The 23,833-nt window shown below is 54.7% G+C and carries 29 protein-coding genes; 22 read left to right on the forward strand and 7 right to left on the reverse strand.

Going from position 1 to position 23,833, the window contains the following annotated elements:
• Positions 1 to 33: 33 nt before the first annotated feature.
• From IV493_RS01070 to IV493_RS01080, 3 genes are all read right to left on the reverse strand, one after another.
• The gene (locus IV493_RS01070) at positions 34 to 903 is read right to left on the reverse strand and encodes a phosphoribulokinase (protein WP_195857631.1); all 870 of its coding nucleotides are present in this window, start codon (positions 901 to 903) and stop codon (positions 34 to 36) included.
• Between the two features lie 61 nt (positions 904 to 964).
• On the reverse strand, positions 965 to 1,183 hold the full coding sequence (locus IV493_RS01075; RefSeq protein WP_013359263.1) for a YheU family protein: 219 nt from the start codon (positions 1,181 to 1,183) through the stop codon (positions 965 to 967).
• Between the two features lie 4 nt (positions 1,184 to 1,187).
• Positions 1,188 to 2,204, reverse strand: coding sequence for a hydrolase (locus IV493_RS01080; protein WP_095706595.1), 1,017 nt, complete (start codon positions 2,202 to 2,204; stop codon positions 1,188 to 1,190).
• Positions 2,205 to 2,262: 58 nt separating this feature from the next.
• Here IV493_RS01080 and IV493_RS01085 point away from each other — a divergent pair, with 58 nt between their 5' ends.
• Positions 2,263 to 2,865, forward strand: a complete 603-nt coding sequence (locus IV493_RS01085; protein WP_013359261.1) for a LysE family translocator — start codon at positions 2,263 to 2,265, stop codon at positions 2,863 to 2,865.
• 1 nt (position 2,866) lies between these two features.
• Here IV493_RS01085 and IV493_RS01090 read toward each other — a convergent pair whose 3' ends face one another.
• A complete protein-coding gene (locus IV493_RS01090; protein ID WP_095706596.1) occupies positions 2,867 to 3,847 on the reverse strand; it encodes a LacI family DNA-binding transcriptional regulator in 981 nt (326 codons plus the stop codon).
• A 236-nt stretch (positions 3,848 to 4,083) separates the two neighbouring features.
• Between IV493_RS01090 and tauA the strand changes: the two genes are divergently transcribed.
• The 4 genes from tauA to tauD are packed head-to-tail and all read left to right on the forward strand — an operon-like array spanning position 4,084 to position 7,498.
• The gene (tauA, locus tag IV493_RS01095) at positions 4,084 to 5,061 is read left to right on the forward strand and encodes a taurine ABC transporter substrate-binding protein (protein WP_195857632.1); all 978 of its coding nucleotides are present in this window, start codon (positions 4,084 to 4,086) and stop codon (positions 5,059 to 5,061) included.
• A gap of 9 nt (positions 5,062 to 5,070) precedes the next feature.
• The gene (tauB, locus tag IV493_RS01100; RefSeq protein ID WP_195857633.1) at positions 5,071 to 5,838 is read left to right on the forward strand and encodes a taurine ABC transporter ATP-binding subunit; all 768 of its coding nucleotides are present in this window, start codon (positions 5,071 to 5,073) and stop codon (positions 5,836 to 5,838) included.
• Complete coding sequence (gene tauC / locus IV493_RS01105) at positions 5,835 to 6,662, forward strand: taurine ABC transporter permease TauC (RefSeq protein ID WP_013359257.1); 828 nt, start codon at positions 5,835 to 5,837, stop codon at positions 6,660 to 6,662. The genes tauB and tauC overlap by 4 nt, the downstream gene beginning before the upstream one ends.
• The gene (gene tauD, locus IV493_RS01110) at positions 6,659 to 7,498 is read left to right on the forward strand and encodes a taurine dioxygenase (protein ID WP_147789575.1); all 840 of its coding nucleotides are present in this window, start codon (positions 6,659 to 6,661) and stop codon (positions 7,496 to 7,498) included. Before tauC ends, tauD begins: the two co-directional genes overlap by 4 nt.
• A gap of 31 nt (positions 7,499 to 7,529) precedes the next feature.
• Here tauD and IV493_RS01115 read toward each other — a convergent pair whose 3' ends face one another.
• Positions 7,530 to 9,434 (reverse strand): ABC transporter ATP-binding protein, encoded by a 1,905-nt coding sequence (locus tag IV493_RS01115; protein WP_095706598.1) that lies wholly within the window; start codon positions 9,432 to 9,434, stop codon positions 7,530 to 7,532.
• 112 nt (positions 9,435 to 9,546) lie between these two features.
• On the opposite strand from IV493_RS01115, the gene kefG reads away from it, so the two are divergent.
• The 4 genes from kefG (at position 9,547) to slyD (ending at position 12,883) form a co-directional block, all read left to right on the forward strand.
• Positions 9,547 to 10,098, forward strand: a complete 552-nt coding sequence (gene kefG / locus IV493_RS01120; protein WP_013359254.1) for a glutathione-regulated potassium-efflux system ancillary protein KefG — start codon at positions 9,547 to 9,549, stop codon at positions 10,096 to 10,098.
• Positions 10,099 to 11,907 (forward strand): glutathione-regulated potassium-efflux system protein KefB, encoded by a 1,809-nt coding sequence (gene kefB / locus IV493_RS01125; protein WP_013359253.1) that lies wholly within the window; start codon positions 10,099 to 10,101, stop codon positions 11,905 to 11,907.
• Between the two features lie 23 nt (positions 11,908 to 11,930).
• On the forward strand, positions 11,931 to 12,125 hold the full coding sequence (locus IV493_RS01130; RefSeq protein WP_010253033.1) for a YheV family putative zinc ribbon protein: 195 nt from the start codon (positions 11,931 to 11,933) through the stop codon (positions 12,123 to 12,125).
• Between the two features lie 197 nt (positions 12,126 to 12,322).
• The gene (gene slyD / locus IV493_RS01135) at positions 12,323 to 12,883 is read left to right on the forward strand and encodes a peptidylprolyl isomerase (protein ID WP_009087618.1); all 561 of its coding nucleotides are present in this window, start codon (positions 12,323 to 12,325) and stop codon (positions 12,881 to 12,883) included.
• Positions 12,884 to 12,980: 97 nt separating this feature from the next.
• On the opposite strand, the gene IV493_RS01140 is transcribed toward slyD, so the two are convergent.
• Positions 12,981 to 13,199 carry a SlyX family protein gene (locus IV493_RS01140; protein WP_095706600.1) on the reverse strand — a complete coding sequence of 73 codons (219 nt, stop codon included), beginning with the start codon at positions 13,197 to 13,199 and terminating at the stop codon, positions 12,981 to 12,983.
• 269 nt (positions 13,200 to 13,468) lie between these two features.
• On the opposite strand from IV493_RS01140, the gene fkpA reads away from it, so the two are divergent.
• The 11 genes from fkpA to bfr all read left to right on the forward strand — a co-directional run bounded on the left by fkpA (position 13,469) and on the right by bfr (position 21,710).
• Entirely contained in the window at positions 13,469 to 14,314 is an 846-nt protein-coding gene (gene fkpA / locus IV493_RS01145; protein ID WP_013359250.1) for an FKBP-type peptidyl-prolyl cis-trans isomerase, read from the forward strand.
• 166 nt (positions 14,315 to 14,480) lie between these two features.
• Positions 14,481 to 15,203, forward strand: coding sequence for a transcriptional regulator (locus IV493_RS01150; RefSeq protein WP_013359249.1), 723 nt, complete (start codon positions 14,481 to 14,483; stop codon positions 15,201 to 15,203).
• On the forward strand, positions 15,203 to 15,589 hold the full coding sequence (tusD, locus tag IV493_RS01155) for a sulfurtransferase complex subunit TusD (RefSeq protein ID WP_013359248.1): 387 nt from the start codon (positions 15,203 to 15,205) through the stop codon (positions 15,587 to 15,589). Before IV493_RS01150 ends, tusD begins: the two co-directional genes overlap by 1 nt.
• Positions 15,589 to 15,948 carry a sulfurtransferase complex subunit TusC gene (gene tusC / locus IV493_RS01160; protein ID WP_195857634.1) on the forward strand — a complete coding sequence of 120 codons (360 nt, stop codon included), beginning with the start codon at positions 15,589 to 15,591 and terminating at the stop codon, positions 15,946 to 15,948. The genes tusD and tusC overlap by 1 nt, the downstream gene beginning before the upstream one ends.
• Positions 15,949 to 15,957: 9 nt before the next feature.
• Positions 15,958 to 16,245, forward strand: a complete 288-nt coding sequence (tusB, locus tag IV493_RS01165) for a sulfurtransferase complex subunit TusB (protein WP_013359246.1) — start codon at positions 15,958 to 15,960, stop codon at positions 16,243 to 16,245.
• A gap of 124 nt (positions 16,246 to 16,369) precedes the next feature.
• On the forward strand, positions 16,370 to 16,744 hold the full coding sequence (gene rpsL / locus IV493_RS01170) for a 30S ribosomal protein S12 (protein ID WP_003852912.1): 375 nt from the start codon (positions 16,370 to 16,372) through the stop codon (positions 16,742 to 16,744).
• A 96-nt stretch (positions 16,745 to 16,840) separates the two neighbouring features.
• Positions 16,841 to 17,311 (forward strand): 30S ribosomal protein S7, encoded by a 471-nt coding sequence (gene rpsG, locus IV493_RS01175; RefSeq protein WP_009087603.1) that lies wholly within the window; start codon positions 16,841 to 16,843, stop codon positions 17,309 to 17,311.
• Positions 17,312 to 17,401: 90 nt separating this feature from the next.
• Positions 17,402 to 19,516: an elongation factor G gene (gene fusA / locus IV493_RS01180; protein ID WP_147789573.1), complete on the forward strand. Its 2,115-nt coding sequence runs from the start codon at positions 17,402 to 17,404 to the stop codon at positions 19,514 to 19,516.
• A gap of 68 nt (positions 19,517 to 19,584) precedes the next feature.
• Positions 19,585 to 20,769, forward strand: a complete 1,185-nt coding sequence (tuf, locus tag IV493_RS01185; RefSeq protein WP_013359243.1) for an elongation factor Tu — start codon at positions 19,585 to 19,587, stop codon at positions 20,767 to 20,769.
• A gap of 172 nt (positions 20,770 to 20,941) precedes the next feature.
• Positions 20,942 to 21,136, forward strand: coding sequence for a bacterioferritin-associated ferredoxin (gene bfd, locus IV493_RS01190; RefSeq protein WP_033784140.1), 195 nt, complete (start codon positions 20,942 to 20,944; stop codon positions 21,134 to 21,136).
• Positions 21,137 to 21,236: 100 nt separating this feature from the next.
• Positions 21,237 to 21,710 (forward strand): bacterioferritin, encoded by a 474-nt coding sequence (gene bfr / locus IV493_RS01195; protein ID WP_013359241.1) that lies wholly within the window; start codon positions 21,237 to 21,239, stop codon positions 21,708 to 21,710.
• On the opposite strand, the gene IV493_RS01200 is transcribed toward bfr, so the two are convergent.
• Positions 21,697 to 22,464: an A24 family peptidase gene (locus IV493_RS01200; protein ID WP_195857635.1), complete on the reverse strand. Its 768-nt coding sequence runs from the start codon at positions 22,462 to 22,464 to the stop codon at positions 21,697 to 21,699. The two genes, bfr and IV493_RS01200, sit on opposite strands and share 14 nt — an antisense overlap.
• A 393-nt stretch (positions 22,465 to 22,857) precedes the next feature.
• Here IV493_RS01200 and rpsJ point away from each other — a divergent pair, with 393 nt between their 5' ends.
• Both rpsJ and rplC read left to right on the forward strand, forming a co-directional pair.
• Entirely contained in the window at positions 22,858 to 23,169 is a 312-nt protein-coding gene (gene rpsJ, locus IV493_RS01205) for a 30S ribosomal protein S10 (RefSeq protein WP_001181005.1), read from the forward strand.
• A 32-nt stretch (positions 23,170 to 23,201) separates the two neighbouring features.
• Entirely contained in the window at positions 23,202 to 23,831 is a 630-nt protein-coding gene (gene rplC / locus IV493_RS01210) for a 50S ribosomal protein L3 (protein WP_003850712.1), read from the forward strand.
• Positions 23,832 to 23,833: the final 2 nt, after the last annotated feature.

A 23,833-nucleotide genomic window follows, 5' to 3' on the forward strand; every position in this document is an offset into this window, starting at 1 on the left:
GCATCTGCTATCTGAGGGTTTTTTGCTGACCTCTTATTCTATCCGTTTACCTTCCATAAGCCGTTTCACCAGCGGGCCCATGATCAACTCCATCGCCAGCCCCATTTTGCCGCCAGGCACCACCAGCGTATTAATGTGCGAGATAAACGAACCCTGCAGCATTGCCAGCAGGTAGGGGAAGTCAATGTCCTCCAGCCCCTGAAAGTGAATCACGACAAAGCTCTCATCCAGTGACGGAATGGCGCGGGCTGCGAACGGGTTGGAAGTATCGATGGTTGGAACGCGCTGAAAGTTGATATGGGTGCGTGAAAACTGGGGCGTGATGTAGTTGATGTAATCTTCCATTGAGCGCACCACGGAATCCATCACTGCGTCACGTGAATGACCGCGCTCGCCGGTATCGCGCACCAGCTTCTGAATCCACTCCAGGTTAACAATCGGTACCACGCCCACCAGCAGATCGACCTGTTCCGCCACGTTGTGCTGCGCCGTCACCACGCCGCCGTGCAGCCCTTCATAGAAGAGAATATCGGTGTTCTGCGGCAGCGGCTGCCAGGGCGTGAAAGTACCGGGTACCTGATTCCACGGCACGGCTTCATCGTAGGTGTGCAGATATTTACGCGACTGCCCCTGCCCGCTGTGACCATACTCTTTAAAGCTCTGCTCCAGCAGACCAAAGTCATTGGCTTCCGGGCCGAAGTAGCTGACATGACGTCCCAGATCGCGCGCCTTACGAATCGCCATATCCATTTCCGGGCGGGTAAAGCGATGAAAGCTGTCACCTTCAAGCTCCGCCGCATGCAGGTCAAGCTGCTGAAAGATTTTGCGGAACGCCAGGCTGGTGGTGGTGGTTCCTGCGCCGCTGGAACCGGTCACCGCGATAATGGGATGACGTGCAGACATAGAAAAGCTCCCTGTGAGGTCGAACGATGAGCATTGTTATCATGAAAGGGTGCCGGGTGCATCAGCCACGAAATTCTTTGCGCGGCATGATATTGACCGATTCATGCAGTTCCGACCATACCAGCACCACTTCACCGGTTTCCAGCTGGCGTCGCACATCAGCCACCTTGTCCAGCAGACTACGTTCATGCTCGCCATAGTCAGTGCCTTCTCGCAGCACAAAGGTTTCAATCAGATTTTCAAGGGTCTCAGGAGAGACCTGTTGCCAGGGAATAATCACGAGATCAGTTATCCAGAAAAGGGGCGATCCACTGCGGGATGCGCTGTTCCAGCCACATTTCGGGCTGGCGTAATGTCCCGCCGACAAAACCGACGTGGCCGCCGTGTGGTGTCAGTTGATAAGTAATAGTGGCAGATAATTGGCTGCTGTGCGGGATCACCTCATCACTCATAAAAGGATCGTCTTTGGCGTGGATGATCAGCAGCGGTTTCTCTGCGTGCTTCAGCCAGGGCATGGCGCTGGCACGATGATAGTAATCGGCTGCATCGACAAAACCGTGGGCACGGGCAGTAATCGCATCATCAAAATCGCGCAGTCGCCGCAGTGCTTTTAGCTGCGCCAGATTGACCGGCAGCGTGTCCGGCCAGGCGTGCAGTTTACGGCGGGCATTTTTCTTCAGCTGCGCCAGCAAATAGTATTGATAGAAGCGTGAGAAGCCGCGTTCCAGTTTTACGCTACACGGCTCCAGTAACAGCGGGGCGGAGACAATGACGCCTGCATCCACTTCGGCAGCTGCGCCCTGCTGGCCCAGCAGGCAGCCCAGCATATTGCCGCCCAGCGAAAAACCGATGGCAACGGTCGGCACGTGGCCCCAGCGCGTTCGCAGCCAGTGCAGGAAAAAGCGGGCATCTTCCGTTTCGCCGGAGTGATAGATACGGTTCAGCCGGTTAGGTTCGCCGCTGCAGCCGCGAAAATGCATCACTACTGCCAGCCAGCCGCGCGCACGGCAGATGTTCATCAGGCCATGAATATAGGGGCTGTGAAAGCTGCCCTCCAGCCCATGAAACAGCACGACGCGCGGTTTATGCTGCGCCTGTTGTGGATCTTCGCTCCAGGCGAGATCGACGAAGTCGCCATCCGGCAGATCGAGTCGCTGCCAGTGAGGCGCGAACGTGACACGGCGACGCAGCAGGCGCGGCAGCATCGTCTGCAGGTGGGCGTTACGCAGGCTGTCAGGCGGCGTGAATTGCTCGTTTTCCGGTCCGGTAAATTTCATGTGGTAAAAGCTTGTCTGTTCCATATCACACTGTTAGCTTCGATAAGTTTTTTCTTGCAAGGGTAAGGAGTACCCGATTGCCATGGAACTGAGTCTTTTCTTATCAATGTTGGGCTTTCTTTGGGTCGCGGCGATTACGCCCGGGCCTAATAATATGTTACTCACCGCCTCAGGCGCTAATTTTGGCTTTTTGCGCACCATTCCGCTGATGATCGGCATCATGATCGGCATGCAGGTGATGCTGCTGATGGTGGCCTTTGGCGTTGGCGGTCTGATCCTGCTCTATCCGTCGCTGCACCTGGTGCTGAAGATCGCTGGTAGCCTCTATCTGCTCTGGCTGGCGTGGAAGATAGCGACGTCCAGCTATGAAAAGCTGGAAACCGATCAGGCACCGGATGCGCCGATGCCGTTCTGGCAGGGTGGGTTGCTGCAGCTTATCAATCCTAAGGCCTGGCTGATGGCGCTGGGCGCGGTCGCCAGCTTCAGTCTGGCGGGTGATGCATATCGTCATTCAGTGATGGCGATAAGCGTCGGCATGTTTCTGGTTAATCTGGTGTCAGGCGCGATCTGGATGGCTTTTGGCGCGATGATCGGCCGCATTCTGCGCAGCCGTCGTGCCTGGAAAATCTTTAACCTGGCTATGGGGCTGCTGACTGCGGCCTGCGTGCTGTTAATCTGGCACTGAGTCAGCTGGATGCGCGTTCAACGCGCGTCCAGGGCAGCACCTCACGGATGACCGGCGCATTCGGATTGCGGATCTTCTGCAGCAGCAGCTGCACGCTGCGCGCGCCGAGCTGATTCATCGGCTGCTCAATGGTGGTCAGCGGTGGATTCAGGCTGCGGGTAAACGGCACGCCATCAAACCCGACGACCGCCAGATCTTCCGGCACGCGCAGACCTGCTTCCAGCGCCGCATGAACCACGCCCACCGCCAGTACATCTGATACCGCAAACACTGCATCCGGCGGTTCCGGCAGCGCCATCAACTCCCTCAGCCCCTGACTGCCTGCTTCAGGAGAGATTTCATAGGTATAAGAGACGCCAGACCACGCATACCCCAGCTCCTCAATCGCCTGCCGGTAGCCTTTTTCACGATGATGCGAGTAGAGGTAGCGCATGTCGCCATTGACCAGCCCGATGCGTTTACGCCCTTTACCGGCGAGGTAATGGACGGTGTCACGCGCGGCTTCAAGGTGATCAATGCTGACCGAGGAGGCGGGAATATCCGGATCAAATTCACAGCACTGCACCCAGGGGGCTCCGGCGATCAGCGCCTGCAAATCCTGTAAGCCGGAGGCCGCATCCATGGTAATCACGCCATCCACCACTTTGCCGGTCAGCAGACTCAGATAGGCGGCTTCGCGCTGAAGCTGCGAGGCGGAGTTACAGAGCAGGATATGATAGCCATGCAGTTCCGCTTCGGCCTCAATGCCCTGAACCACGCGTGAACAGAAGGGATTCGTGATATCCGAGATCAGTACCAGCAGCATGTTGCTTTGCGCCGTACGCAGCTGACGCGCCAGCAGATTGGGCTGATAGTCGCAGGCAGAGATTGCCGCCAGAACTTTCTCACGCGTATCGGGCTTTACGCCGGGATGCGCGTTGAGAACCCGCGATACCGTGGCTTTGGAGACGCCAGCCAGCTGAGCGACTTTCTCGATCGACATCGGATACAGAGACCTTAACAGGCAATAATTGGGAACGCATATCAATAGCACAGGGATAATGTGAGCGCCTGACATTTTTGCTTACTTTAGCTATTTTCAGCATTTGCGATTTTTAACTTAGTTTTGCAGATAGTGATCTAAGAACTTATTTCTATTAGGGATAATTTTTAATTCCTTTATGAAACTATAGCGGCCGCAGACACTACCTCCACTATAAAAACGGCGGGGTAATGATCATGGCAGCAACACGTTTAACTTTTTTAGCCGCAGCGCTGGCACTGCTGGCGTTTCGGGCAGATGCGGTCAATGTCACCGTGGCGTACCAGACCTCAGCCGAACCTGCGAAAGTGGCGCAGGCTGACAACAGTTTTGCGAAAGAGAGCGGGGCCAGCGTTGACTGGCGTAAGTTTGACAGCGGTGCAGGCGTCTTACGCGCACTGGCGTCCGGCGACGTCCAGATTGGCAACATCGGTTCCAGTCCGTTAGCGGTCGCAGCAGCACAGAAACTGCCGATTGAAGCGTTTTTACTCGCCTCTCAGCTGGGCAACTCTGAAGCGCTGGTTGTAAAAAAGACCATTACCTCTCCTAAAGATCTCATCGGCAAACGCATCGCGGTGCCATTCATCTCTACTACCCACTACAGTCTGCTGGCTGCACTGAAGCACTGGGGCATTAAGCCGTCACAGGTGCAGCTGATAAACCTGCAGCCGCCAGCGATTATCGCGGCCTGGCAACGTGGCGACATTGATGGCGCTTACGTCTGGGCGCCCGCAGTCAATGAGCTGGAGAAAGAAGGCAAGGTGTTAACCGACTCTGCGGAAGTGGGGAGCTGGGGTTCACCGACGCTGGATGTCTGGGTAGTCCGCAAAGATTTTGCCGAACAGCACCCGGAGATCGTGACCGCCTTTGCCCGCAGCGCGATCGATGCGCAGCAGGCCTATCTTAACAGTCCCGACAGCTGGCTGAAGCAGCCTGATAACCTCAGCAAACTCTCACGCCTGAGCGGCGTGCCGGAAGCGCAGGTGCCGGGTCTGGTGAAGGGCAATACCTACCTGACAGCGCAGCAGCAGGTTGAGCAGCTGGGCAAGCCGGTCAATAAGGCGATCGTCGATACCGCGCAGTTTCTGAAAGCGCAGGGCCGGGTGCCGCAGGCAGATAACGACTACAGCAGTTATGTGACCTCCCGTTTCGTCGAGCCATTAGTTAAACCGTAAGGAGGCACTATGCTGCGCATCGCTCACCTTAATGCCCGTTATGCCGGACAGCCCGTGTTGCAGGATATCAATCTGCAACTGGATAGCCAGGAACTGCTGGTCGTGCTCGGCCCCTCCGGCTGTGGCAAAACCACGCTGCTTAATCTGGTCGCCGGATTCCTGCCGGTGGAGTCGGGCAGCATCACGCTGGATAACCAGCCGGTGACCGGGCCAGGCGCGGAGCGCGGCGTGGTGTTTCAGAATGAAGGGTTACTGCCGTGGCGCAACGTGCTGGATAACGTCGCCTTTGGCCTGCAGCTGGCGGGGATGCCGCGCCAGGCACGTGAGGCCATAGCGCGGAAACTCATCAGGCAGGTCGGGCTGGAAGGGGCGGAAAAGCGCGCCATCTGGCAGTTGTCCGGCGGTCAGCGTCAACGGGTAGGTATTGCCCGTGCGCTGGCCACCGATCCGCAACTGCTGCTGCTGGATGAGCCGTTTGGCGCACTGGATGCTTTTACCCGTGAGCAGATGCAGACCCTGCTGCTGACGCTGTGGCGCGACAGCGGTAAACAGATCCTGCTGATTACACACGATATAGAAGAGGCGATTTTCCTCGCCAGCGAACTGATTCTGCTGTCGCCAGGACCGGGCCGTATCGTGGAGCGGCTACGGCCCGATTTTGGCCGCCGTTTTGCTGCGGGAGAGTCGTGCCGCAGCATCAAATCCGATCCGCAGTTTATCGCTCAGCGCGAATATGTGCTGAGCCGGGTATTTGATCAGCGGGAGGCGTTTGCATGAGCGCGTTAATCCACGATAAGTCTCTGCCGGTGCGCCGTCGGCTGCGCTGGCCGTTTTCAACCGCCTTTACGCTGAGCGTTCTGAGCCTCTCTCTGCTGTTACTGCTCTGGTGGGGCGTCACCGCGCTGGGCCTGATTGCTCCGCTGTTTCTGCCGTCGCCGCAGCAGGTGTTCAGCAAGCTGCTGGTGATTGCAAGCGCGCAGGGCTTTATGGATGCCACGCTGTGGCAGCATCTGGCTGCCAGCCTGACGCGGATGCTGATTGCGCTGACGGCTGCTGCCGCTATCGGTATTCCGGTGGGGATTCTGATGGGCCTCAGCCCGGTCGCTCGCGGCCTGCTCGACCCGCTGATTGAAATTTATCGTCCCATTCCTCCACTCGCCTATCTGCCGCTGATGGTGATCTGGTTCGGCATTGGTGAGACATCAAAAATCCTGCTGATCTATCTGGCGATCTTCGCACCCGTGACGCTCTCTACCCTGGCCGGGGTGCGTAACACGCAGCAGGTACGTATTCGCGCCGCTCGCTCGCTGGGGGCTAACCGCTGGCAGCTGCTGCGCTGGGTGATCCTGCCGGGCGCGCTGCCGGAGATTCTGACCGGTCTGCGCATTGGTCTGGGAGTGGGCTGGTCAACGCTGGTGGCAGCGGAGCTGATTGCCGCAACGCGTGGCCTCGGTTTTATGGTGCAGTCAGCGGGAGAGTTTCTCGCCACCGATGTGGTGCTGGCGGGTATCGCGGTGATCGCCTTTATCGCTTTTAGTTTAGAACTCGGGCTCCGCGCGTTGCAGCGCCGTCTGACGCCCTGGAGTGGAGAACAGTCATGAATGAACGTATCAGTTTTACCCCGCTTGGTCCCTATATCGGCGCGCAGGTTTCAAACCTGGATGTCTCCCGGCCATTAAGTGATGCGCAGTTTGAACAGCTTTACCATGGCCTGCTGCGGCACCAGGTGCTGTTTCTGCGTGACCAGAAAATTACGCCGGAACAGCATCGCGCCCTGGCGATCCGCTTCGGCGACCTGCATATTCATCCGGTCTATCCCCATGCAGAAGGCGTTGAGGAGATTATCGTACTTGATACGCATCAGGATAATCCGCCGGATAACGACAACTGGCACACCGACGTCACCTTTATCGACACGCCACCGGCTATCGCTTTGCTGGCCTCAAAAGTGTTGCCGGAGGCGGGCGGTGACACGCTCTGGACCAGCGGCATTGCGGCCTATGAGGCGCTCTCTGAGCCTTTTAAACAGCTGCTGGCAGGCCTGAGTGCCGAGCATGATTTCAAAAAGTCATTCCAGGAGTATAAGTACCGCAAAACCGAAGAGGAGCATCAGCGCTGGCAGCAGGCGGTGGCGAAGCATCCGCCGGTGCAGCATCCGGTGATCCGCACCCATCCGGTCAGCGGCAAAAAAGCGCTGTTTGTGAACGAGGGCTTTACCACGCGGATTGTGGATTTAAGCGAGAAGGAGAGTGATACGCTGCTGGACTTCCTGTTTGCGCATGCCACCAAACCGGAGTTTCAGGTGCGCTGGCGCTGGCAGCCAGACGATCTGGCTATCTGGGATAATCGGGTGACGCAGCATTATGCCAATGCCGACTACTATCCCGCCCGGCGCATCATGCAGCGGGCAACGGTGCTGGGCGATAAACCGCGTTAAAAGATTCTCCCCGCGAGCGGGGAGAGTTTATTTATGAAGCCATCATCTGTTCGAGCTGTTCCTGGGCCTCCAGCCACGCCATCTCAACCTCTTCCAGCGCAGACTTACTCTCCGCCTGACGCTGCAGCGCGGTGGTCAGGTCCGCTTTACGGCTCGGCTCATAAATTGCACTGTCTGAGAGCTGCGCTTCGGCATCGGCCAGCTGGCTCTGCCATTTGCTCATCTGCTTTTCCAGCTTCTCGATCTCTTTGCGCAGTGGTTGCGTCTGGGTGCGCAGTTCGGCATCGCGGCGCTTCTGATCTTTACGCGCCTGGGCACTGTTGCCGTTATCCTGCTTCGGTGCGGCATCCTGTTGCGCCTGCTGTTTCTGCAGATCGCTCAGCCACTGCTGATAATCTTCGAGGTCGCCCTCAAACACATCCACTTTGCCATCGTGCACCAGATAGAGATCGTCGGTGGTGGCGCGCAGCAGGTGACGGTCGTGCGACACCACCACCAGCGCACCTTCGAAGTCGATCAACGCTTCGGTCAGCGCCTGACGCATATCGAGATCGAGGTGGTTGGTAGGTTCATCGAGCAGCAGCAGGTTAGGGCGCTGCCAGACAATCAGGGCCAGCACCAGTCGCGCTTTCTCACCGCCGGAGAAGCGCTCGGTGTTTTCAGTGACTTTATCTCCACGGAAATCGAAGCCACCCAGATAGTCGCGCAGCTGCTGTTCAAGCACCTGAGGCGCAATGCGCGACAGATGCTGCAGCGGCGACTCGTCAGCCCGCAGATACTCCAGCTGATGCTGGGCGAAGTAACCGAGCTTGATCCCTTTCGCCAGCCCCATCTTGCCGTCCATCGCTTCCAGCTCACCTGCCAGCAGCTTGATAAGGGTCGATTTACCGGCGCCGTTACGTCCCAGCAGGCCGATACGCGATCCCGGAACCAGGTTGAGCTTGATGGCGTCGAGAATGATACGGTCGCCATAGCCTGCGGTGACCTTCTCCATCTTCATCAGCGGATTAGGCAGGTTCTCCGGCTTGCGGAAGGTGAAGCTGAACGGATTGTCGACATGGGCAGGCGCGATCATCTCCATGCGCTCCAGCATCTTGATTCGGCTCTGCGCCTGCTTGGCTTTAGTGGCCTGCGCACGGAAGCGATCAATGTAGCTGTGTAAATGTGCCACTTTCTCCTGCTGACTCTCATACAGCGCCTGCTGCTGAGCCAGTTTGGCGACGCGCTGCCGCTCAAAGGAGCTGTAGTTGCCGGTGTATTCGAACATCGACTCCTGTTCGATATGGATAATTTTGTCGATGACCGGATCGAGGAAGTCACGATCGTGCGAGATCAGGATCAGCGTGCCTTCATAACTCTTCAGCCAGCGTTCCAGCCAGATCACCGCATCGAGATCGAGGTGGTTGGTCGGTTCATCCAGCAGCAGCAGATCGGAACGACAAATCAGCGCCTGGGCCAGATTAAGGCGCATACGCCAGCCACCGGAGAAGTCGCTGACCGGACGCTGCAGCTGTTCCTGACTGAAGCCCAGACCGTGCAGCAGGCTTGAGGCGCGCGCATGAATGCTCCACGCCTGCACCGCATCCAGCTTGCCATGCAGCAGCGCGATGGCATTACCATCGTCGCGCAGATTGGCATCCGCCAGTTCTGCTTCAAGCTGGCGAAACTGGCGATCGCCATCAATCACGTACTCCAGCGCAGCTTTATCCAGCGCGGGAGTTTCCTGATTCACCCAGGCCAGTGCCCAGTGAGAGGGGAACGTGACGGTACCGGCATCGCTGGTGATTTCACCTTTTAACAGCGACAGCAGCGTGGATTTCCCACAGCCGTTTTTACCCACCAGCCCGACCTTCTGACCGGGATTGATGGTGGCGGTGGCATTGTCGAGCAGGACGCGGATGCCGCGGCGAATTTGTAAGGCTGAGAAGACAATCATGTAAGCGCCGTATCGTCAGAATATGTTAATTTACTGGCAACATAATGAGATTTTGCTGCGTCGTGCATGGTAGCTGAAAACCGCACCAATGACGACGCTTTGGAGGGAAAGGATGTCGCAGCCACCCAGGGTTTTGCTGCTTTATGCTCATCCGGAATCACAGGATTCGGTCGCAAATCGGATCCTGCTGCAGCCGGCTCAGGCACTGGAACACGTCACCGTGCACGATCTGTACGCGACCTATCCGGATTTTTTTATCGATATTCACTATGAACAACAGCTGCTGCGCGAACACGACGTCATCATTTTCCAGCATCCGCTCTATACCTATAGCTGTCCGGCGCTGCTGAAAGAGTGGCTGGATCGCGTTCTGTCACGCGGTTTCGCAAATGGTGTGGATGGCAATGCGCTGGAAGGCAAGTACTGGCGCAGCGTAGTGACGACCGGGGAACCGGAAAGTGCCTTTAAACAGCAGGGTCTGAACCGCTATTCGCTCAATGACATTATGCGTCCTTTTGAGCTGACCGCGCAGATGTGCCGTATGCACTGGATGCCACCGATGATCGTCTACTGGGCGCGTCGGCAGAGTCCGGAATTAATGAAAAATTATGCCCGCGCCTATGGCGACTGGCTGGCAGCACCGCTGCCGAATGGAGGGGTATAGATGGAAGGGCAAACGCTGCTGACCGCCGGGGTGATTTATCTGGTCGCGGCGGTATTGATTGTGCCGGTGGCGGCTCGCCTCGGTATTGGTGCTGTTCTGGGCTATCTGGTGGCGGGTATCGCTATCGGCCCGTGGGGATTAGGCTTTATCAGCGACGTCGACGAGATTCTTCACTTCTCTGAACTCGGCGTCGTTTTCCTGATGTTTATTATCGGACTGGAGCTGAATCCGGCAAAGCTGTGGGCGCTGCGCCGCTCCATTTTTGGCGTCGGCGCAGCGCAGGTGATCTTCTCAGCGGCTATTCTGGGTGGCTTATTATGGCTGACCGACTTTAGCTGGCAGGCGGCAATTATCGGCGGGATTGGTCTGGCGATGTCTTCGACCGCCATGGCGCTGCAGCTGATGATGGATAAAGGTATGAACCGCAGCGAAGCCGGACAACTGGGCTTTTCGGTGCTGCTGTTTCAGGATATCGCGGTCATCCCGGCGCTGGCGCTGATCCCGCTGCTGGCCGGCACCGACAGCGGTCACATCGACTGGATGAAGGTCGGTATGAAAGTGCTGGCGTTTGCCGGCATGCTGGTGGGCGGACGCTATCTGCTGCGGCCGATCTTCCGTTACATCGCGGCATCAGGCGTGCGCGAAGTCTTTACCGCGGCGTCGCTGCTGCTGGTGCTGGGTTCCGCATTGTTCATGGATGCGCTGGGCCTGTCGATGGCGCTGGGCACCTTTATTGCCGGGATCCTGCTGGCAGAAAGTGAATACCGGCATGAGCTGGAAGTCGCTATCGATCCGTTTAAGGGGCTGCTGCTGGGCCTGTTCTTTATTTCGGTGGGCATGGCACTCAACCTCGGAGTGCTCTATACCCATATTGTGACCATCCTGCTGGGCGTGGTAACGCTGGTGGCGGTGAAAACGCTGGTGCTCTATCTGCTGGCGCGCATTTATGGCCTGCGCAGTTCCGAGCGCCAGCAGTTTGCTGGCGTACTGAGTCAGGGCGGCGAGTTTGCCTTTGTGCTCTTTTCAGCGGCCTCGTCGGCAAAGCTTTTCTCAGGCGATCAACTGCCGATGCTGCTGGTGACGGTGACGCTGTCGATGATGACCACGCCGTTGCTGATGAAGGGTATCGACCGACTGCTGGCACGCCGCTTTAATGAGCCGGACGAAAATGCAGAGAAACACTTTGTCGAAGATGATCAGCCGCAGGTCATTGTGGTGGGCTTTGGTCGCTTCGGACAGGTGATAGGTCGCCTGCTGATGGCGAACAACAAACGCATTACCGTGCTGGAACGGGACATCAGTGTGGTGAGTCTGATGCGCAAATATGGTTACAAAGTCTATTACGGTGATGCCACCGAGCTGGAGTTACTGCGTGCCGCCGGTGCAGCCAGCGCCCAGTCGATTGTGATCACCTGTAATGAGCCGGAAGATGTGATGACTATCGTGCATCTGTGCCAGCAGCATTTTCCGCAGCTGCAGATTCAGGCGCGCGCCCGGGGCCGTGTGGAAGCGCATGAGCTGCTGCAGGCAGGCGTCACCCAGTTCTCGCGTGAGACCTTCTCGAGTGCGCTGGAGCTGGGCCGTAAAACATTGATGTCACTGGGGATGCATCCCCATCAGGCGCACCGCGCTCAGCAGCATTTCCGCCGGCTTGATATGCGGATGCTTCGCGAGCTGGTGCCGACGCTCTCTGAAAGCGCTGCACAGGCTTCACGTGTCCGTGAAGCGCGGCGTGAACTGGAAGATATCTTCCAGCGTGAAATGCAGCGCGAAAAGCGGCAGATCGACGGCTGGGACGATGATCAATAACCTTTTTAAACAGGCAGAAGCTAATGCGTAAACGTTTTATTGCCGGTGCGACATGCCCGCACTGCCAGGAGAAGGACACGCTGGCGATGTGGCGTGAAAACAATGTCGATGTGGTGGAGTGTGTGAAATGTGGTCATCAGATGCGTGAGGCAGATAAGCAGGCGCGCGATCAGGTTCGGACCAATGAGCAGGTTATCGGCATTTTCCATCCTGAATAGCGGAATCGGGCAGCTTTTTTCACGCTTAAACTTACAGCGGGATTGAATTCCGTTACAATTGACGCCATTAAGGCTGAAGTCGCAAGAGAAAGTGAAACCCCTCTTGCACTCAACCCCGAACCTTTCTGGTTGGTGTTATTGCACGCAAGAATAGACCAATGAGACGGGATCTCAGCTCTCAACGGTTAGGAGATATCATGAAAGTAGCAAAAGACCTGGTGGTAAGCCTGGCCTATCAGGTACGTACAGAAGACGGCGTGTTAGTTGACGAGTCACCGGTGAGTGCACCGTTAGACTACCTGCACGGTCATGGTTCCCTGATTTCTGGTCTGGAAAATGCGCTGGAAAACCACGTTGCCGGCGACAAGTTTGACGTGCATATCCCGGCAAACGATGCTTACGGTCAGTATGACGACAACCTGGTGCAGCGCGTACCTAAAGACGTCTTCATGGGCGTTGACGAACTGCAGGTTGGCATGCGCTTCTTGGCAGAGACCGATCAGGGTCCGGTACCGGTAGAAATCACCGAAGTGGAAGACGATCACGTCGTGGTTGATGGTAACCACATGCTGGCGGGTCAGAACCTGAACTTCAACGTTGAAGTGGTTGCTATCCGTGAAGCCACACCGGAAGAGCTGGCTCATGGCCACGTTCACGGTGCAGATGGCCATCATCATGACCACGATCACGGCCATGATCACGACCATGACCATGGTAAAGGCGGTTGTGGTACTGGCGGTTGCGGCTGCAGCCACTAAGTCTCAACAGACCTTTCAAGGCCACCTCCGGGTGGCCTTTCTTTTGGCTGATACTCTGGTTCGGCCCGGCTGGGCCAGGGCCAGACACCGCCCACTATCAGTAGTGTGGCGGTGGCGTCTCTTCAGACTGTGAGGCGACCATCGAGGGCGCATTCGCTTTGAGCTTGTCGGTTAAAATGCGCATCTGTTCACGCATCTTATTCATCTCCAGCTCATGCTGAACCACCGCATTGTTCAGCTGCTCAATGGTCATCTCCTGAAAGGCCAGTTTACTTTCTAACGTCTCCAGACGCTGTTCCCACTCAGATTGTTGCATGACCTGTTCCTCTGTTAAGGTGCGACTCAGGGTGTGATTCTACGACCTGAATGCCAGGAATCACCTGTTTTTTTCACGCCCGGAGGCGTTGCGCTTGAAAAAAGGCAGCGCGGCATCATCTCTGATGAAACTTCCCGATGTTATAAAGGTCGGAGGTAGACCGGGTAATTACATTGTGGGAGTGTTCGACACTGCCACGTAAAGTTATAGTGTGGGCCCTGAAGTCCGCAATGTTTCCCGAGGTTAGACGCTTCGGTTTTGGAGAATGGATGAAATCACTGTTTAAAGTCACATTGTTAGCTACCACCATGGCTGTTGCACTGAATGCATCAATGGCAATGGCAGCAGACACCGCTGCGGCGCCACAGGCTGCACCAGCCGCCGCGCCACAGTCCGCGCCTCAGGCACCTAAGAATGCGGCTTTCAAAGATGAAGACCAGCAGTCTGCCTACGCACTGGGTGCTTCACTGGGTCGCTACATGGACAACTCCCTGAAGGAGCAGGAAAAACTGGGCATCAAACTGGATAAGCAGCAGCTGATTGCTGGTGTTCAGGATGCGTTTGGTGGCAAGAGCAAACTGTCTGACGAAGAGATTGAGCAGACGCTGCAATCCTTTGAAGGCCGCGTGAAAGGCGCAGCCTCAGCGAAAATGGAAAAAGATGCGAAAGAGAACGCTGAAAAGGGCGACGCTTTCGCAACCAAATTTGCTAAAGAGAGCGGCGTGAAGAAAACCGAAAGCGGCCTGCTGTATAAAGTTGAGAAAGAAGGTACCGGCGACGCACCTAAAGACAGCGACACTGTCGTGGTGAACTACAAAGGTACGCTGATCGACGGTACTGAATTCGACAACTCTTATACCCGTGGCGAGCCACTCTCGTTCCGTCTGGATGGCGTTATCCCAGGCTGGACTGAAGGTCTGAAGCACGTGAAGAAAGGTGGCAAGATCAAGCTGGTGATCCCACCGAATCTGGCTTACGGCAAAAACGGCGTTCCGGGCATCCCGGCTAACTCCACTCTGGTCTTTGATGTTGAACTGCTTGATATCAAACCCGCGCCTAAAGCAGATGAAAAAGCACAGGCTCCTGCGCCTGCTGCTGCAGAAAAAGCGCAGTAATGTGCTGACCGCCGCCTCCGGGCGGCGGTTTCATTTTAGCTTCACGACAAACCTCTGGCATAAGCCGACGACATTTGCCAGACTAATGCCTGCCTAATTATCCCAATATTGAGTCTGCCCATAAGCCGCTGTGACAGGCTCCAGCCATTCAGGGTGATACTCTTCAATGTCTAATCCATTCAATCCGGGTGAACTGAGCGACTTCGATCTTCTGGAGCAGCGCCCGTTCGAAGAAACTGATTACGATATTCTGAAATCGTACGAGGCTGTCGTGGATGGCCTGGCGATGTTGATCGGCTCGCATTGTGAAATTGTCCTGCATTCGCTTGAAGATCTGAAGTGTTCGGCCGTGCGTATCGCCAATGGTGAACACACTGGTCGTAAAGTCGGTTCGCCGATTACCGACCTGGCCCTGCGTATGCTGCATGATATGCATGGCGCGGACAGCAACGTGTCACGTGCCTATTTTACGCGTGCCAAAAGCGGCGTGCTGATGAAGTCGGTCACCATCGCGATCCGTAACCGCCAGCAACGGGTTATTGGCCTGCTCTGCATCAACATGAACCTGGATGTGCCGTTCTCACAGATCATGTCGACTTTCATGCCGCCTGAGATGCAGCAGGTTGATTCCAACGTCAACTTCGCCAGTTCGGTCGACGATCTGGTGATGCAGACGCTGGAGTTCACCATTGAAGAGGTGAGTGCCGATCGCAACGTGTCGAACAACGCCAAGAATCGTCAGATTGTGCTGAACCTGTATGAGAAGGGAATCTTCGACATTAAAGATGCCATCAATCAGGTGGCGGACAGGCTGAACATCTCGAAGCACACCGTTTATCTTTACATCCGCCAGTTTAAAAATGGCGACTTCCAGGGACAGGATCGGTAATGCGTTACACCCTGCTGGTCACCGGCCCGGCTTATGGGACGCAACAGGCGACCAGTGCATATCTGTTCGCCCGCGCGCTGCTGACGGCGGGCCATCAGCTCGAAAGCGTCTTCTTCTATCGCGAAGGGGTGCTGAACGCTAATCAGCTCACCGCTCCGGCCAGCGATGAGTTTGATCTGGTGCGCGCGTGGCAGACATTACATCAGGAGCAGGGTGTGGCACTGAACATCTGTGTCGCGGCTGCGCTGCGGCGTGGTGTCAGCGATCAGCAGGAAGCGGCCCGACTCCAGCTGGCGGGCAGTAACCTGCAGCCGGGTTTTACCCTGAGCGGGCTGGGTGCGCTGGCAGAAGCGGCGCTGAGCTGTGAACGTATGGTGCAGTTCTGATGAATCGTGTCGCATTTGTCTTTACCCAGGCCCCGCACGGTAGCAGTGCAGGGCGCGAAGGGCTGGATGCCGCGCTGGCCACGGGGGCACTCAGTGAAGATATCGGCCTGTTTTTTATTGGTGATGGCGTACTGCAGCTCAATCTGCACCAGCAGCCTGAGGCGATTAAGAGTCGTCACTATGCCGCGACCTTTGGCGTGCTGGCGCTGTATGACATTGAACAGTGTTGTCTCTGCCGGACATCGCTGATAACGCGTGGATTAGCGGTTGACGCTGACCGGTTGCTGGATGTTACGCTACTGGACGCGACGGAGCTGCGTCAGACGCTGGCCAGCTACGATCGCATTCTGACTTTTTAAGAGACGTTAATGCTGCACACCTTAATGCATTCACCGGCACACTGTGACCTCGAAACCCTGCTTTTAATCGCGGGTGAGGGGGATGACCTGCTGCTGCTGCAGGATGGCGTGCTGGCTGCCTTAGCAGGCAGTCGCGCATTGGCGCAGTTGTCAGCGTGTAAAGCAACGCTATGGGTGCTTGCTGAAGATGTCCAGGCGCGCGGACTCACTGAACAAATTTCAACCAGCGTGCAGTCAGTAGACTATACTGGCTTTGTCAGGCTAACGATCAGGCATCCGCAACAAATGGTCTGGTAATCGGCTAAAACCTGGTTATTTCTTGACACCCCTTTGACTCAGCCCTAAAATTCTGCCTCCTCGTAATTCTACGAGGCGATTTATTACGTGTTTACGAAGCAAAAGCAAATCCAGGAGCTATTTAATGGCAACAGTTAACCAGCTGGTTCGCAAACCACGCGTCCGCAAAGTTGCAAAGAGCAACGTGCCGGCGCTGGAAGCTTGCCCGCAAAAACGTGGCGTTTGTACTCGTGTGTACACCACCACTCCTAAGAAACCAAACTCCGCACTGCGTAAAGTCTGCCGTGTGCGTTTGACCAACGGTTTTGAAGTTACCTCCTACATCGGCGGTGAAGGTCATAACCTGCAGGAACACTCCGTGATCCTGATCCGTGGCGGTCGTGTAAAAGACCTGCCAGGTGTGCGTTACCACACCGTTCGTGGCGCGCTGGACTGCTCAGGTGTTAAAGACCGTAAGCAGGCTCGCTCCAAGTACGGCGTGAAGAAGCCAAAGGCTTAATGGTTCTCCGTTAAGTAAGGCCAAACATTTTAAATTAAATGTCATAATAAACTCATAGAGTTTTGGACAATCCTGAATTAACAACGGAGTATTTCCATGCCACGTCGTCGCGTCATTGGTCAGCGTAAAATTCTGCCAGATCCTAAGTTCGGATCAGAGCTGCTGGCCAAATTTGTAAATATCCTGATGGTAGATGGTAAAAAATCTACTGCAGAATCAATCGTTTATACCGCGCTTGAGACCCTGGCTCAGCGTTCAGGTAAAAACTCCCTGGAAGCCTTTGAAGTAGCGCTGGAAAACGTGCGTCCGACTGTCGAAGTTAAGTCACGTCGCGTTGGTGGTTCTACTTATCAGGTACCAGTTGAAGTCCGTCCGGTTCGTCGTAATGCCCTGGCAATGCGCTGGATCGTAGATGCTGCTCGTAAACGTGGTGATAAATCAATGGCTCTTCGCCTGGCGAACGAACTTTCTGATGCTGCAGAGAACAAAGGTACTGCAGTGAAGAAACGTGAAGACGTTCACCGTATGGCTGAAGCCAACAAGGCGTTCGCTCACTACCGCTGGTAACAGTCGCGTAGTTGTTAAACCAGCGGGCGCCCAAAGGGCCAACCCGCTGGGGTTGACTAATTTTGAACGTCCGAAAAACCGAGGAATCAAATGGCTCGTAAAACACCCATTGCTCGCTACCGTAACATCGGTATCAGTGCGCACATCGACGCCGGTAAGACTACCACTACCGAACGCGTTCTGTTCTACACCGGTGTAAACCACAAAATCGGTGAAGTACATGACGGCGCAGCAACCATGGACTGGATGGAGCAGGAACAGGAACGTGGTATTACCATCACTTCCGCTGCGACCACCTGTTACTGGTCTGGTATGGCTAAGCAGTTCGAACCACACCACATCAACATCATCGACACCCCAGGACACGTTGACTTCACCATTGAAGTAGAACGTTCTATGCGTGTGCTTGATGGCGCGGTAATGGTTTACTGTGCAGTTGGTGGCGTTCAGCCACAGTCTGAGACCGTATGGCGTCAGGCTAACAAATACAAAGTTCCACGCATTGCGTTCGTTAACAAAATGGACCGCATGGGTGCTAACTTCCTGAAAGTTGTTAACCAGATGGAAGTTCGTCTGGGCGCAACTCCAGTTCCTCTGCAGCTGGCTATCGGCGCAGAAGAGAAATTCACCGGTGTTGTTGACCTGGTGAAAATGAAAGCAATCAACTGGAACGACGCAGATCAGGGTGTAACCTTCGATTACGAAGATATTCCAGCTGATATGCAGGAACTGGCTGAAGAATGGCGTGCGAAGCTGGTTGAAGCCGCTGCTGAAGGCTCTGATGAGCTGATGGAGAAATTCTTCGGTGGTGAAGAACTGACTGAAGAAGAGATCAAAACATCTCTGCGTAAGCGTGTTCTGAACAACGAAATCATCCTGGTAACCTGTGGTTCTGCATTTAAGAACAAAGGTGTTCAGGCGATGCTGGATGCAGTTGTTGAATATCTGCCAGCACCGACTGACGTTACCGCGATCAACGGTATGCTGGACGACGGTAAAGACACGCCGGCTGTTCGTCACTCAGACGACAACGAGCCGTTTGCTGCACTGGCGTTCAAAATCGCTACCGACCCGTTTGTAGGTAACCTGACCTTCTTCCGCGTTTACTCTGGTGTTGTTAACACTGGCGACACCGTGTTCAACCCGGTTAAGTCAAACCGTGAGCGTCTGGGCCGTATCGTTCAGATGCACGCTAACAAGCGTGAAGAGATCAAAGAAGTCCGTGCGGGTGATATCGCAGCTGCAATCGGCCTGAAAGATGTGACCACTGGTGACACCCTGTGTGACCCAGAGAACGTCATCATCCTTGAGCGCATGGAGTTCCCGGAGCCGGTAATCTCTATCGCCGTTGAACCAAAAACCAAAGCTGACCAGGAAAAAATGGGTCTGGCTCTGGGCCGTCTGGCGAAAGAAGACCCATCATTCCGCGTATGGACTGATGAAGAATCTAACCAGACCATCATCGCAGGTATGGGTGAGTTGCACCTCGACATCATCGTTGACCGCATGAAACGTGAGTTCAACGTTGAAGCAAACGTGGGTAAACCACAGGTTGCTTACCGTGAAGCGATTCGCAACAAAGTTACCGATGTTGAAGGTAAACACGCCAAGCAGTCTGGTGGTCGTGGTCAGTACGGTCATGTTGTTATCGACATGTACCCACTGGAGCCAGGTTCGAACCCGAAAGGTTACGAATTTGTCAACGACATCAAAGGTGGTGTGATTCCTGGTGAATACATCCCTGCGGTTGACAAAGGTATCCAGGAGCAGCTGAAATCAGGCCCTCTGGCTGGTTATCCGGTTGTGGATCTGGGCGTGCGTCTGCACTTCGGTTCTTACCATGATGTCGACTCCTCAGAACTGGCGTTTAAACTGGCCGCGTCTATTGCCTTCAAACAAGGCTTTAAACAAGCGACACCTGTTCTGCTTGAGCCTATCATGAAGGTTGAAGTTGAAACGCCAGAAGAGAACACGGGTGATGTCATCGGTGACCTTAGCCGTCGTCGTGGTATGCTCAAAGGGCAGGAATCTAACGCTACTGGCGTTCAGATTCACGCTGAAGTTCCGTTGTCTGAGATGTTCGGATACGCAACTCAGCTGCGTTCTCTGACCAAAGGTCGTGCTTCTTACTCCATGGAGTTCCTGAAGTATGACGATGCGCCGAACAACGTAGCGCAGGCCGTTATTGAAGCTCGTAGCAAATAAGCTACGGTTTAAATTTGAACTGATGCCTTCACCCAGATGGTGAAGGCACAACGTAAGGAATTATCGCCATGGCGAAAGAGCAATTTCAGCGTAACAAACTGCACGTAAACGTGGGCACCATCGGTCACGTCGACCACGGTAAAACCACCCTGACTGCAGCTATCACCACCGTACTGTCTAAAACTTACGGCGGCCAGGCTCGTGCATTCGATCAGATCGATAACGCACCAGAAGAGAAAGCACGTGGTATCACCATCAACACTTCACACGTTGAGTATGAAACCCCGTCACGTCACTATGCACACGTTGACTGCCCAGGCCACGCCGACTATGTGAAAAACATGATCACCGGTGCTGCGCAGATGGACGGCGCGATCCTGGTTGTTGCTGCGACTGATGGCCCGATGCCACAGACCCGTGAGCACATCCTGCTGGGTCGTCAGGTTGGCGTTCCTTACATCATCGTGTTCCTGAACAAATGTGACATGGTTGATGATGAAGAGCTGCTGGAACTGGTTGAGATGGAAGTGCGTGACCTGCTGTCAGCCTATGACTTCCCAGGCGACGACACTCCAATCGTTCGTGGTTCTGCTCTGAAAGCGCTGGAAGGCGAAGCTGAGTGGGAAGCGAAAATCATCGAACTGGCTGAGCATCTGGATACCTATATCCCAGAACCACAGCGTGCGATCGACATGCCGTTCCTGCTGCCAATCGAAGACGTATTCTCAATCTCTGGCCGTGGTACTGTTGTTACCGGTCGTGTTGAGCGCGGCATCGTTAAAGTCGGCGACGAAGTTGAAATCGTGGGTATCAAAGATACTGCGAAATCAACCTGTACCGGTGTTGAGATGTTCCGTAAGCTGCTGGACCAGGGTCAGGCAGGCGAAAACTGTGGTGTTCTGCTGCGCGGTATCAAGCGTGAAGACATCCAGCGTGGCCAGGTTCTGGCTAAGCCAGGCTCAATCAAGCCGCACACCCAGTTCGAGTCAGAAGTTTACGTTCTGTCTAAAGACGAAGGTGGCCGCCATACTCCGTTCTTCAAAGGCTATCGTCCACAGTTCTACTTCCGTACCACTGACGTGACCGGTTCAGTAGAGCTGCCAGAAGGCGTTGAAATGGTCATGCCAGGCGACAACATCAAAATGGTTGTTACCCTGATCCACCCAATCGCAATGGACGAAGGTCTACGCTTCGCAATCCGCGAAGGTGGCCGTACCGTTGGCGCGGGTGTTGTTGCTAAAGTTATCGCTTAATTGTGATACCTGCTGTGGTCGTGCAAACGGCCACTGCAACACAGTGAAAAAGAGCACTCCGGTGCTCTTTTTTTTGCTCTGAAAATGGCCATAACCCTGCAAAGGGTAGGTTTGAAATAAAAACGATTCGCATTTACACTGTGTACAGAAAATGTACCCGAGTGATGAATCAATGTACGTCTGCCTGTGTAATGCCATCAGTGATAAAACCCTTCGTGAAGTTGTGCGTCGATATCAGCCCAAATCTATTCAGCAGCTGCGCCAGTTTGTTCCGGTAGGCAAACAGTGTGGCAAATGCGTTCGTGCTGCGCGTGAGATTATGGATGAAGAGATGCAGCATGCCCCGCTCTATAAAGAGATAGCCTGACTGCCCCTGGATGTGTGAATACCCACAATATCTATCGCGTTTTTTTGACTTCTTTTTAACCACATCTACGCTCTAATAAACCAGACGCGGAGGGTTAACAATGAAGGGCGATATCAAAGTTATCAGTCATCTTAATAAACTGCTTGGAAATGAACTGGTTGCCATCAACCAGTACTTTCTGCATGCGCGCATGTTTAAAAACTGGGGGCTGACGCGCCTCAACGATGTGGAGTATCACGAATCGATCGACGAGATGAAGCATGCTGACAAATACATTGAACGCATACTCTTTCTTGAGGGCATTCCAAATCTTCAGGATCTGGGACGTCTGCGTATTGGTGAAGACGTCGAGGAGATGCTGAGTTCAGACCTGAATCTGGAGCTGGAAGGCGCTAAAGATCTGCGTGAGGCCATCTCCTATGCTGACAAGGTACATGACTATGTCAGTCGTGACATGATGATTGAAATCCTGGCTGATGAAGAGCATCACATCGACTGGATTGAAACGGAACTTGAGTTAATCCAGAAGATGGGCATCCAGAACTATCTGCAGGCTCAAATCAAAGAAGAGTGAATCGGGTCTGCAGCACGATCGTTACCCAGCCCGCAATGGCCAGGAAAGGGCCAAACGGCAGCGGGCTTTTCCCCTGAATTATCCCCCGACGCTGCAGCATTACAATTGTCGCCAGTGCCAGAAAAGTGCTTCCCAGTGCAATCCAGGGTAGTGCCTGCCATCCACAGCACGCCCCTAACGCCGCGAAAAGCTTCATATCACCATAACCCAATCCTTCGTGGCCCCGAACCTGCCGATAGCTCCAGGCAAGTAGCCATAATGTACAGTAGCCCGACAGGGCGCCCCATATCGCTGCTGTTTCATTTCCGGTTACGGTGGCGTGAAGTAATCCCAGCCAGAGCAGCAGATAGCTGAGCGGGTCAGGTATACAGAAGTGGTGGCGATCAATGGCAGCCACCAGAAGCAGCAGGCTGGAGGCAGTAATGATGAAGATAGCGTCGGCAGGATCGGTGAAGCTTTGCAGCACCAGCAGGCAAAGTATTGCGACCAGCCATTCAGTGATAAAGCTTTTCGCACCGAACGGATGATGACAGAAGCGGCACCGGCCTCTTAACCATGGCCAGCTAATCAATGGCAGCGTATCGCGCCATAGCAGGCGCTGCTGACAACAATCACACCGTGAACCGGGAAAGCAGAGTGCGACAAACCACGGAGCGGGCGAGAGGGCAGGTGAGAAGCGCACACAGGCCAGCGAAAGAAAGCTTCCCAGTGCGCCTCCGCCAGCGAGTGCTATGAATTGAGTGAACAGTGACATGATGCTGCTCCGGATGAGAAGTTAAGAGCACTTTCATCGGCTTCTTATTCTGTGTCATCCATGGATAAATAACGGCGGAAAAGTGCTCGCAACAAAATTTGTGGTTTAACCGCTCTGTGGCAATGCATTGCGACGCGTGCCGCACGAACCGGCCACTATTTAACAGGGAAAACCGCAACACGGGTTGCTTCCTGAACAGATTTACGTATAATGCGCGGGCCTGCAGATATTGCAGGCGCGATTCGAGCAGAATCGCAGACGGCTGAAATATAGGCCGCCTGACAATACTCCCAATTGGGGAGTTATATGCTGAACGATTACACTCTCCCATCAATCGTAATGGGCTCGAGTAGTAATTTTTTTCGTCTATAAAAAGTTTGGAGCTCTGGTCTCATGCAGAACCAAAGAATCCGTATCCGTCTTAAAGCGTTTGATCATCGTCTGATCGATCAATCAACCGCGGAAATCGTTGAGACCGCCAAGCGCACTGGTGCGCAGGTTCGTGGTCCAATCCCGCTGCCAACCCGCAAAGAGCGTTTTACTGTTCTGATCTCTCCGCACGTTAACAAAGATGCGCGTGATCAGTACGAAATCCGCACTCACAAGCGTCTGGTAGACATCGTTGAGCCAACTGAAAAAACGGTTGATGCTCTGATGCGTCTGGATCTGGCTGCCGGTGTTGACGTGCAGATCAGCCTGGGTTAATCAGGTCATCGAGCGATTGAGAGGTTGAAACAATGATTGGTTTAGTCGGTAAAAAAGTGGGCATGACCCGCATCTTCACTGAAGATGGCGTTTCTATCCCCGTCACCGTAATCGAAGTTGAAGCGAACCGCGTTACTCAGGTCAAAGGCCTGGAAAACGATGGTTACCAGGCAATTCAGGTTACCACCGGTGCTAAAAAAGCAAACCGTGTGACCAAACCTGAAGCTGGTCATTTTGCTAAAGCTGGCGTTGAAGCTGGCCGTGGCCTGTGGGAATTCCGCACCGCTGAAGGTGAAGAGTACTCTGTAGGTCAGAGCATCAGCGTTGAGATTTTCGCTGAAGTTAAGAAAGTTGACGTAACCGGTACCTCTAAAGGTAAAGGTTTCGCCGGTACCGTTAAGCGCTGGAACTTCCGTACCCAGGACGCTACTCACGGTAACTCCTTGTCTCACCGCGTTCCGGGTTCTATCGGTCAGAACCAGACTCCGGGCAAAGTGTTCAAAGGCAAGAAAATGGCAGGTCAGCTGGGTAATGAGCGCGTAACCGTTCAGAGTCTGGACGTAGTACGTGTTGACGCTGAGCGCAACCTGCTGCTGGTTAAAGGTGCAGTTCCCGGTGCTACCGGTAGCGACCTGATCGTTAAACCAGCTGTGAAGGCGTAAGG

Source organism: Pantoea sp. SM3640, assembly GCF_015654165.1.
Classification (GTDB): Bacteria; Pseudomonadota; Gammaproteobacteria; order Enterobacterales; family Enterobacteriaceae; genus Pantoea; species Pantoea vagans.

Excerpts from the sequence above, each read along its gene's own strand:
- IV493_RS01070 (WP_195857631.1), bottom strand. The coding sequence starts at position 903 with ATGTCTGCACGTCATCCCATTATCGCGGTGACCGGTTCCAGCGGCGCA.
- IV493_RS01080 (WP_095706595.1), bottom strand. The coding sequence starts at position 2,204 with ATGGAACAGACAAGCTTTTACCACATGAAATTTACCGGACCGGAAAAC.
- IV493_RS01085 (WP_013359261.1), top strand. The coding sequence starts at position 2,263 with ATGGAACTGAGTCTTTTCTTATCAATGTTGGGCTTTCTTTGGGTCGCG.
- IV493_RS01090 (WP_095706596.1), bottom strand. The coding sequence starts at position 3,847 with ATGTCGATCGAGAAAGTCGCTCAGCTGGCTGGCGTCTCCAAAGCCACG.
- tauA (WP_195857632.1), top strand. The coding sequence starts at position 4,084 with ATGGCAGCAACACGTTTAACTTTTTTAGCCGCAGCGCTGGCACTGCTG.
- tauB (WP_195857633.1), top strand. The coding sequence starts at position 5,071 with ATGCTGCGCATCGCTCACCTTAATGCCCGTTATGCCGGACAGCCCGTG.
- tauC (WP_013359257.1), top strand. The coding sequence starts at position 5,835 with ATGAGCGCGTTAATCCACGATAAGTCTCTGCCGGTGCGCCGTCGGCTG.
- tauD (WP_147789575.1), top strand. The coding sequence starts at position 6,659 with ATGAATGAACGTATCAGTTTTACCCCGCTTGGTCCCTATATCGGCGCG.
- IV493_RS01115 (WP_095706598.1), bottom strand. The coding sequence starts at position 9,434 with ATGATTGTCTTCTCAGCCTTACAAATTCGCCGCGGCATCCGCGTCCTG.
- kefG (WP_013359254.1), top strand. The coding sequence starts at position 9,547 with ATGTCGCAGCCACCCAGGGTTTTGCTGCTTTATGCTCATCCGGAATCA.
- kefB (WP_013359253.1), top strand. The coding sequence starts at position 10,099 with ATGGAAGGGCAAACGCTGCTGACCGCCGGGGTGATTTATCTGGTCGCG.
- IV493_RS01130 (WP_010253033.1), top strand. The coding sequence starts at position 11,931 with ATGCGTAAACGTTTTATTGCCGGTGCGACATGCCCGCACTGCCAGGAG.
- slyD (WP_009087618.1), top strand. The coding sequence starts at position 12,323 with ATGAAAGTAGCAAAAGACCTGGTGGTAAGCCTGGCCTATCAGGTACGT.
- IV493_RS01140 (WP_095706600.1), bottom strand. The coding sequence starts at position 13,199 with ATGCAACAATCTGAGTGGGAACAGCGTCTGGAGACGTTAGAAAGTAAA.
- fkpA (WP_013359250.1), top strand. The coding sequence starts at position 13,469 with ATGAAATCACTGTTTAAAGTCACATTGTTAGCTACCACCATGGCTGTT.
- IV493_RS01150 (WP_013359249.1), top strand. The coding sequence starts at position 14,481 with ATGTCTAATCCATTCAATCCGGGTGAACTGAGCGACTTCGATCTTCTG.
- tusD (WP_013359248.1), top strand. The coding sequence starts at position 15,203 with ATGCGTTACACCCTGCTGGTCACCGGCCCGGCTTATGGGACGCAACAG.
- tusC (WP_195857634.1), top strand. The coding sequence starts at position 15,589 with ATGAATCGTGTCGCATTTGTCTTTACCCAGGCCCCGCACGGTAGCAGT.
- tusB (WP_013359246.1), top strand. The coding sequence starts at position 15,958 with ATGCTGCACACCTTAATGCATTCACCGGCACACTGTGACCTCGAAACC.
- rpsL (WP_003852912.1), top strand. The coding sequence starts at position 16,370 with ATGGCAACAGTTAACCAGCTGGTTCGCAAACCACGCGTCCGCAAAGTT.
- rpsG (WP_009087603.1), top strand. The coding sequence starts at position 16,841 with ATGCCACGTCGTCGCGTCATTGGTCAGCGTAAAATTCTGCCAGATCCT.
- fusA (WP_147789573.1), top strand. The coding sequence starts at position 17,402 with ATGGCTCGTAAAACACCCATTGCTCGCTACCGTAACATCGGTATCAGT.
- tuf (WP_013359243.1), top strand. The coding sequence starts at position 19,585 with ATGGCGAAAGAGCAATTTCAGCGTAACAAACTGCACGTAAACGTGGGC.
- bfd (WP_033784140.1), top strand. The coding sequence starts at position 20,942 with ATGTACGTCTGCCTGTGTAATGCCATCAGTGATAAAACCCTTCGTGAA.
- bfr (WP_013359241.1), top strand. The coding sequence starts at position 21,237 with ATGAAGGGCGATATCAAAGTTATCAGTCATCTTAATAAACTGCTTGGA.
- IV493_RS01200 (WP_195857635.1), bottom strand. The coding sequence starts at position 22,464 with ATGTCACTGTTCACTCAATTCATAGCACTCGCTGGCGGAGGCGCACTG.
- rpsJ (WP_001181005.1), top strand. The coding sequence starts at position 22,858 with ATGCAGAACCAAAGAATCCGTATCCGTCTTAAAGCGTTTGATCATCGT.
- rplC (WP_003850712.1), top strand. The coding sequence starts at position 23,202 with ATGATTGGTTTAGTCGGTAAAAAAGTGGGCATGACCCGCATCTTCACT.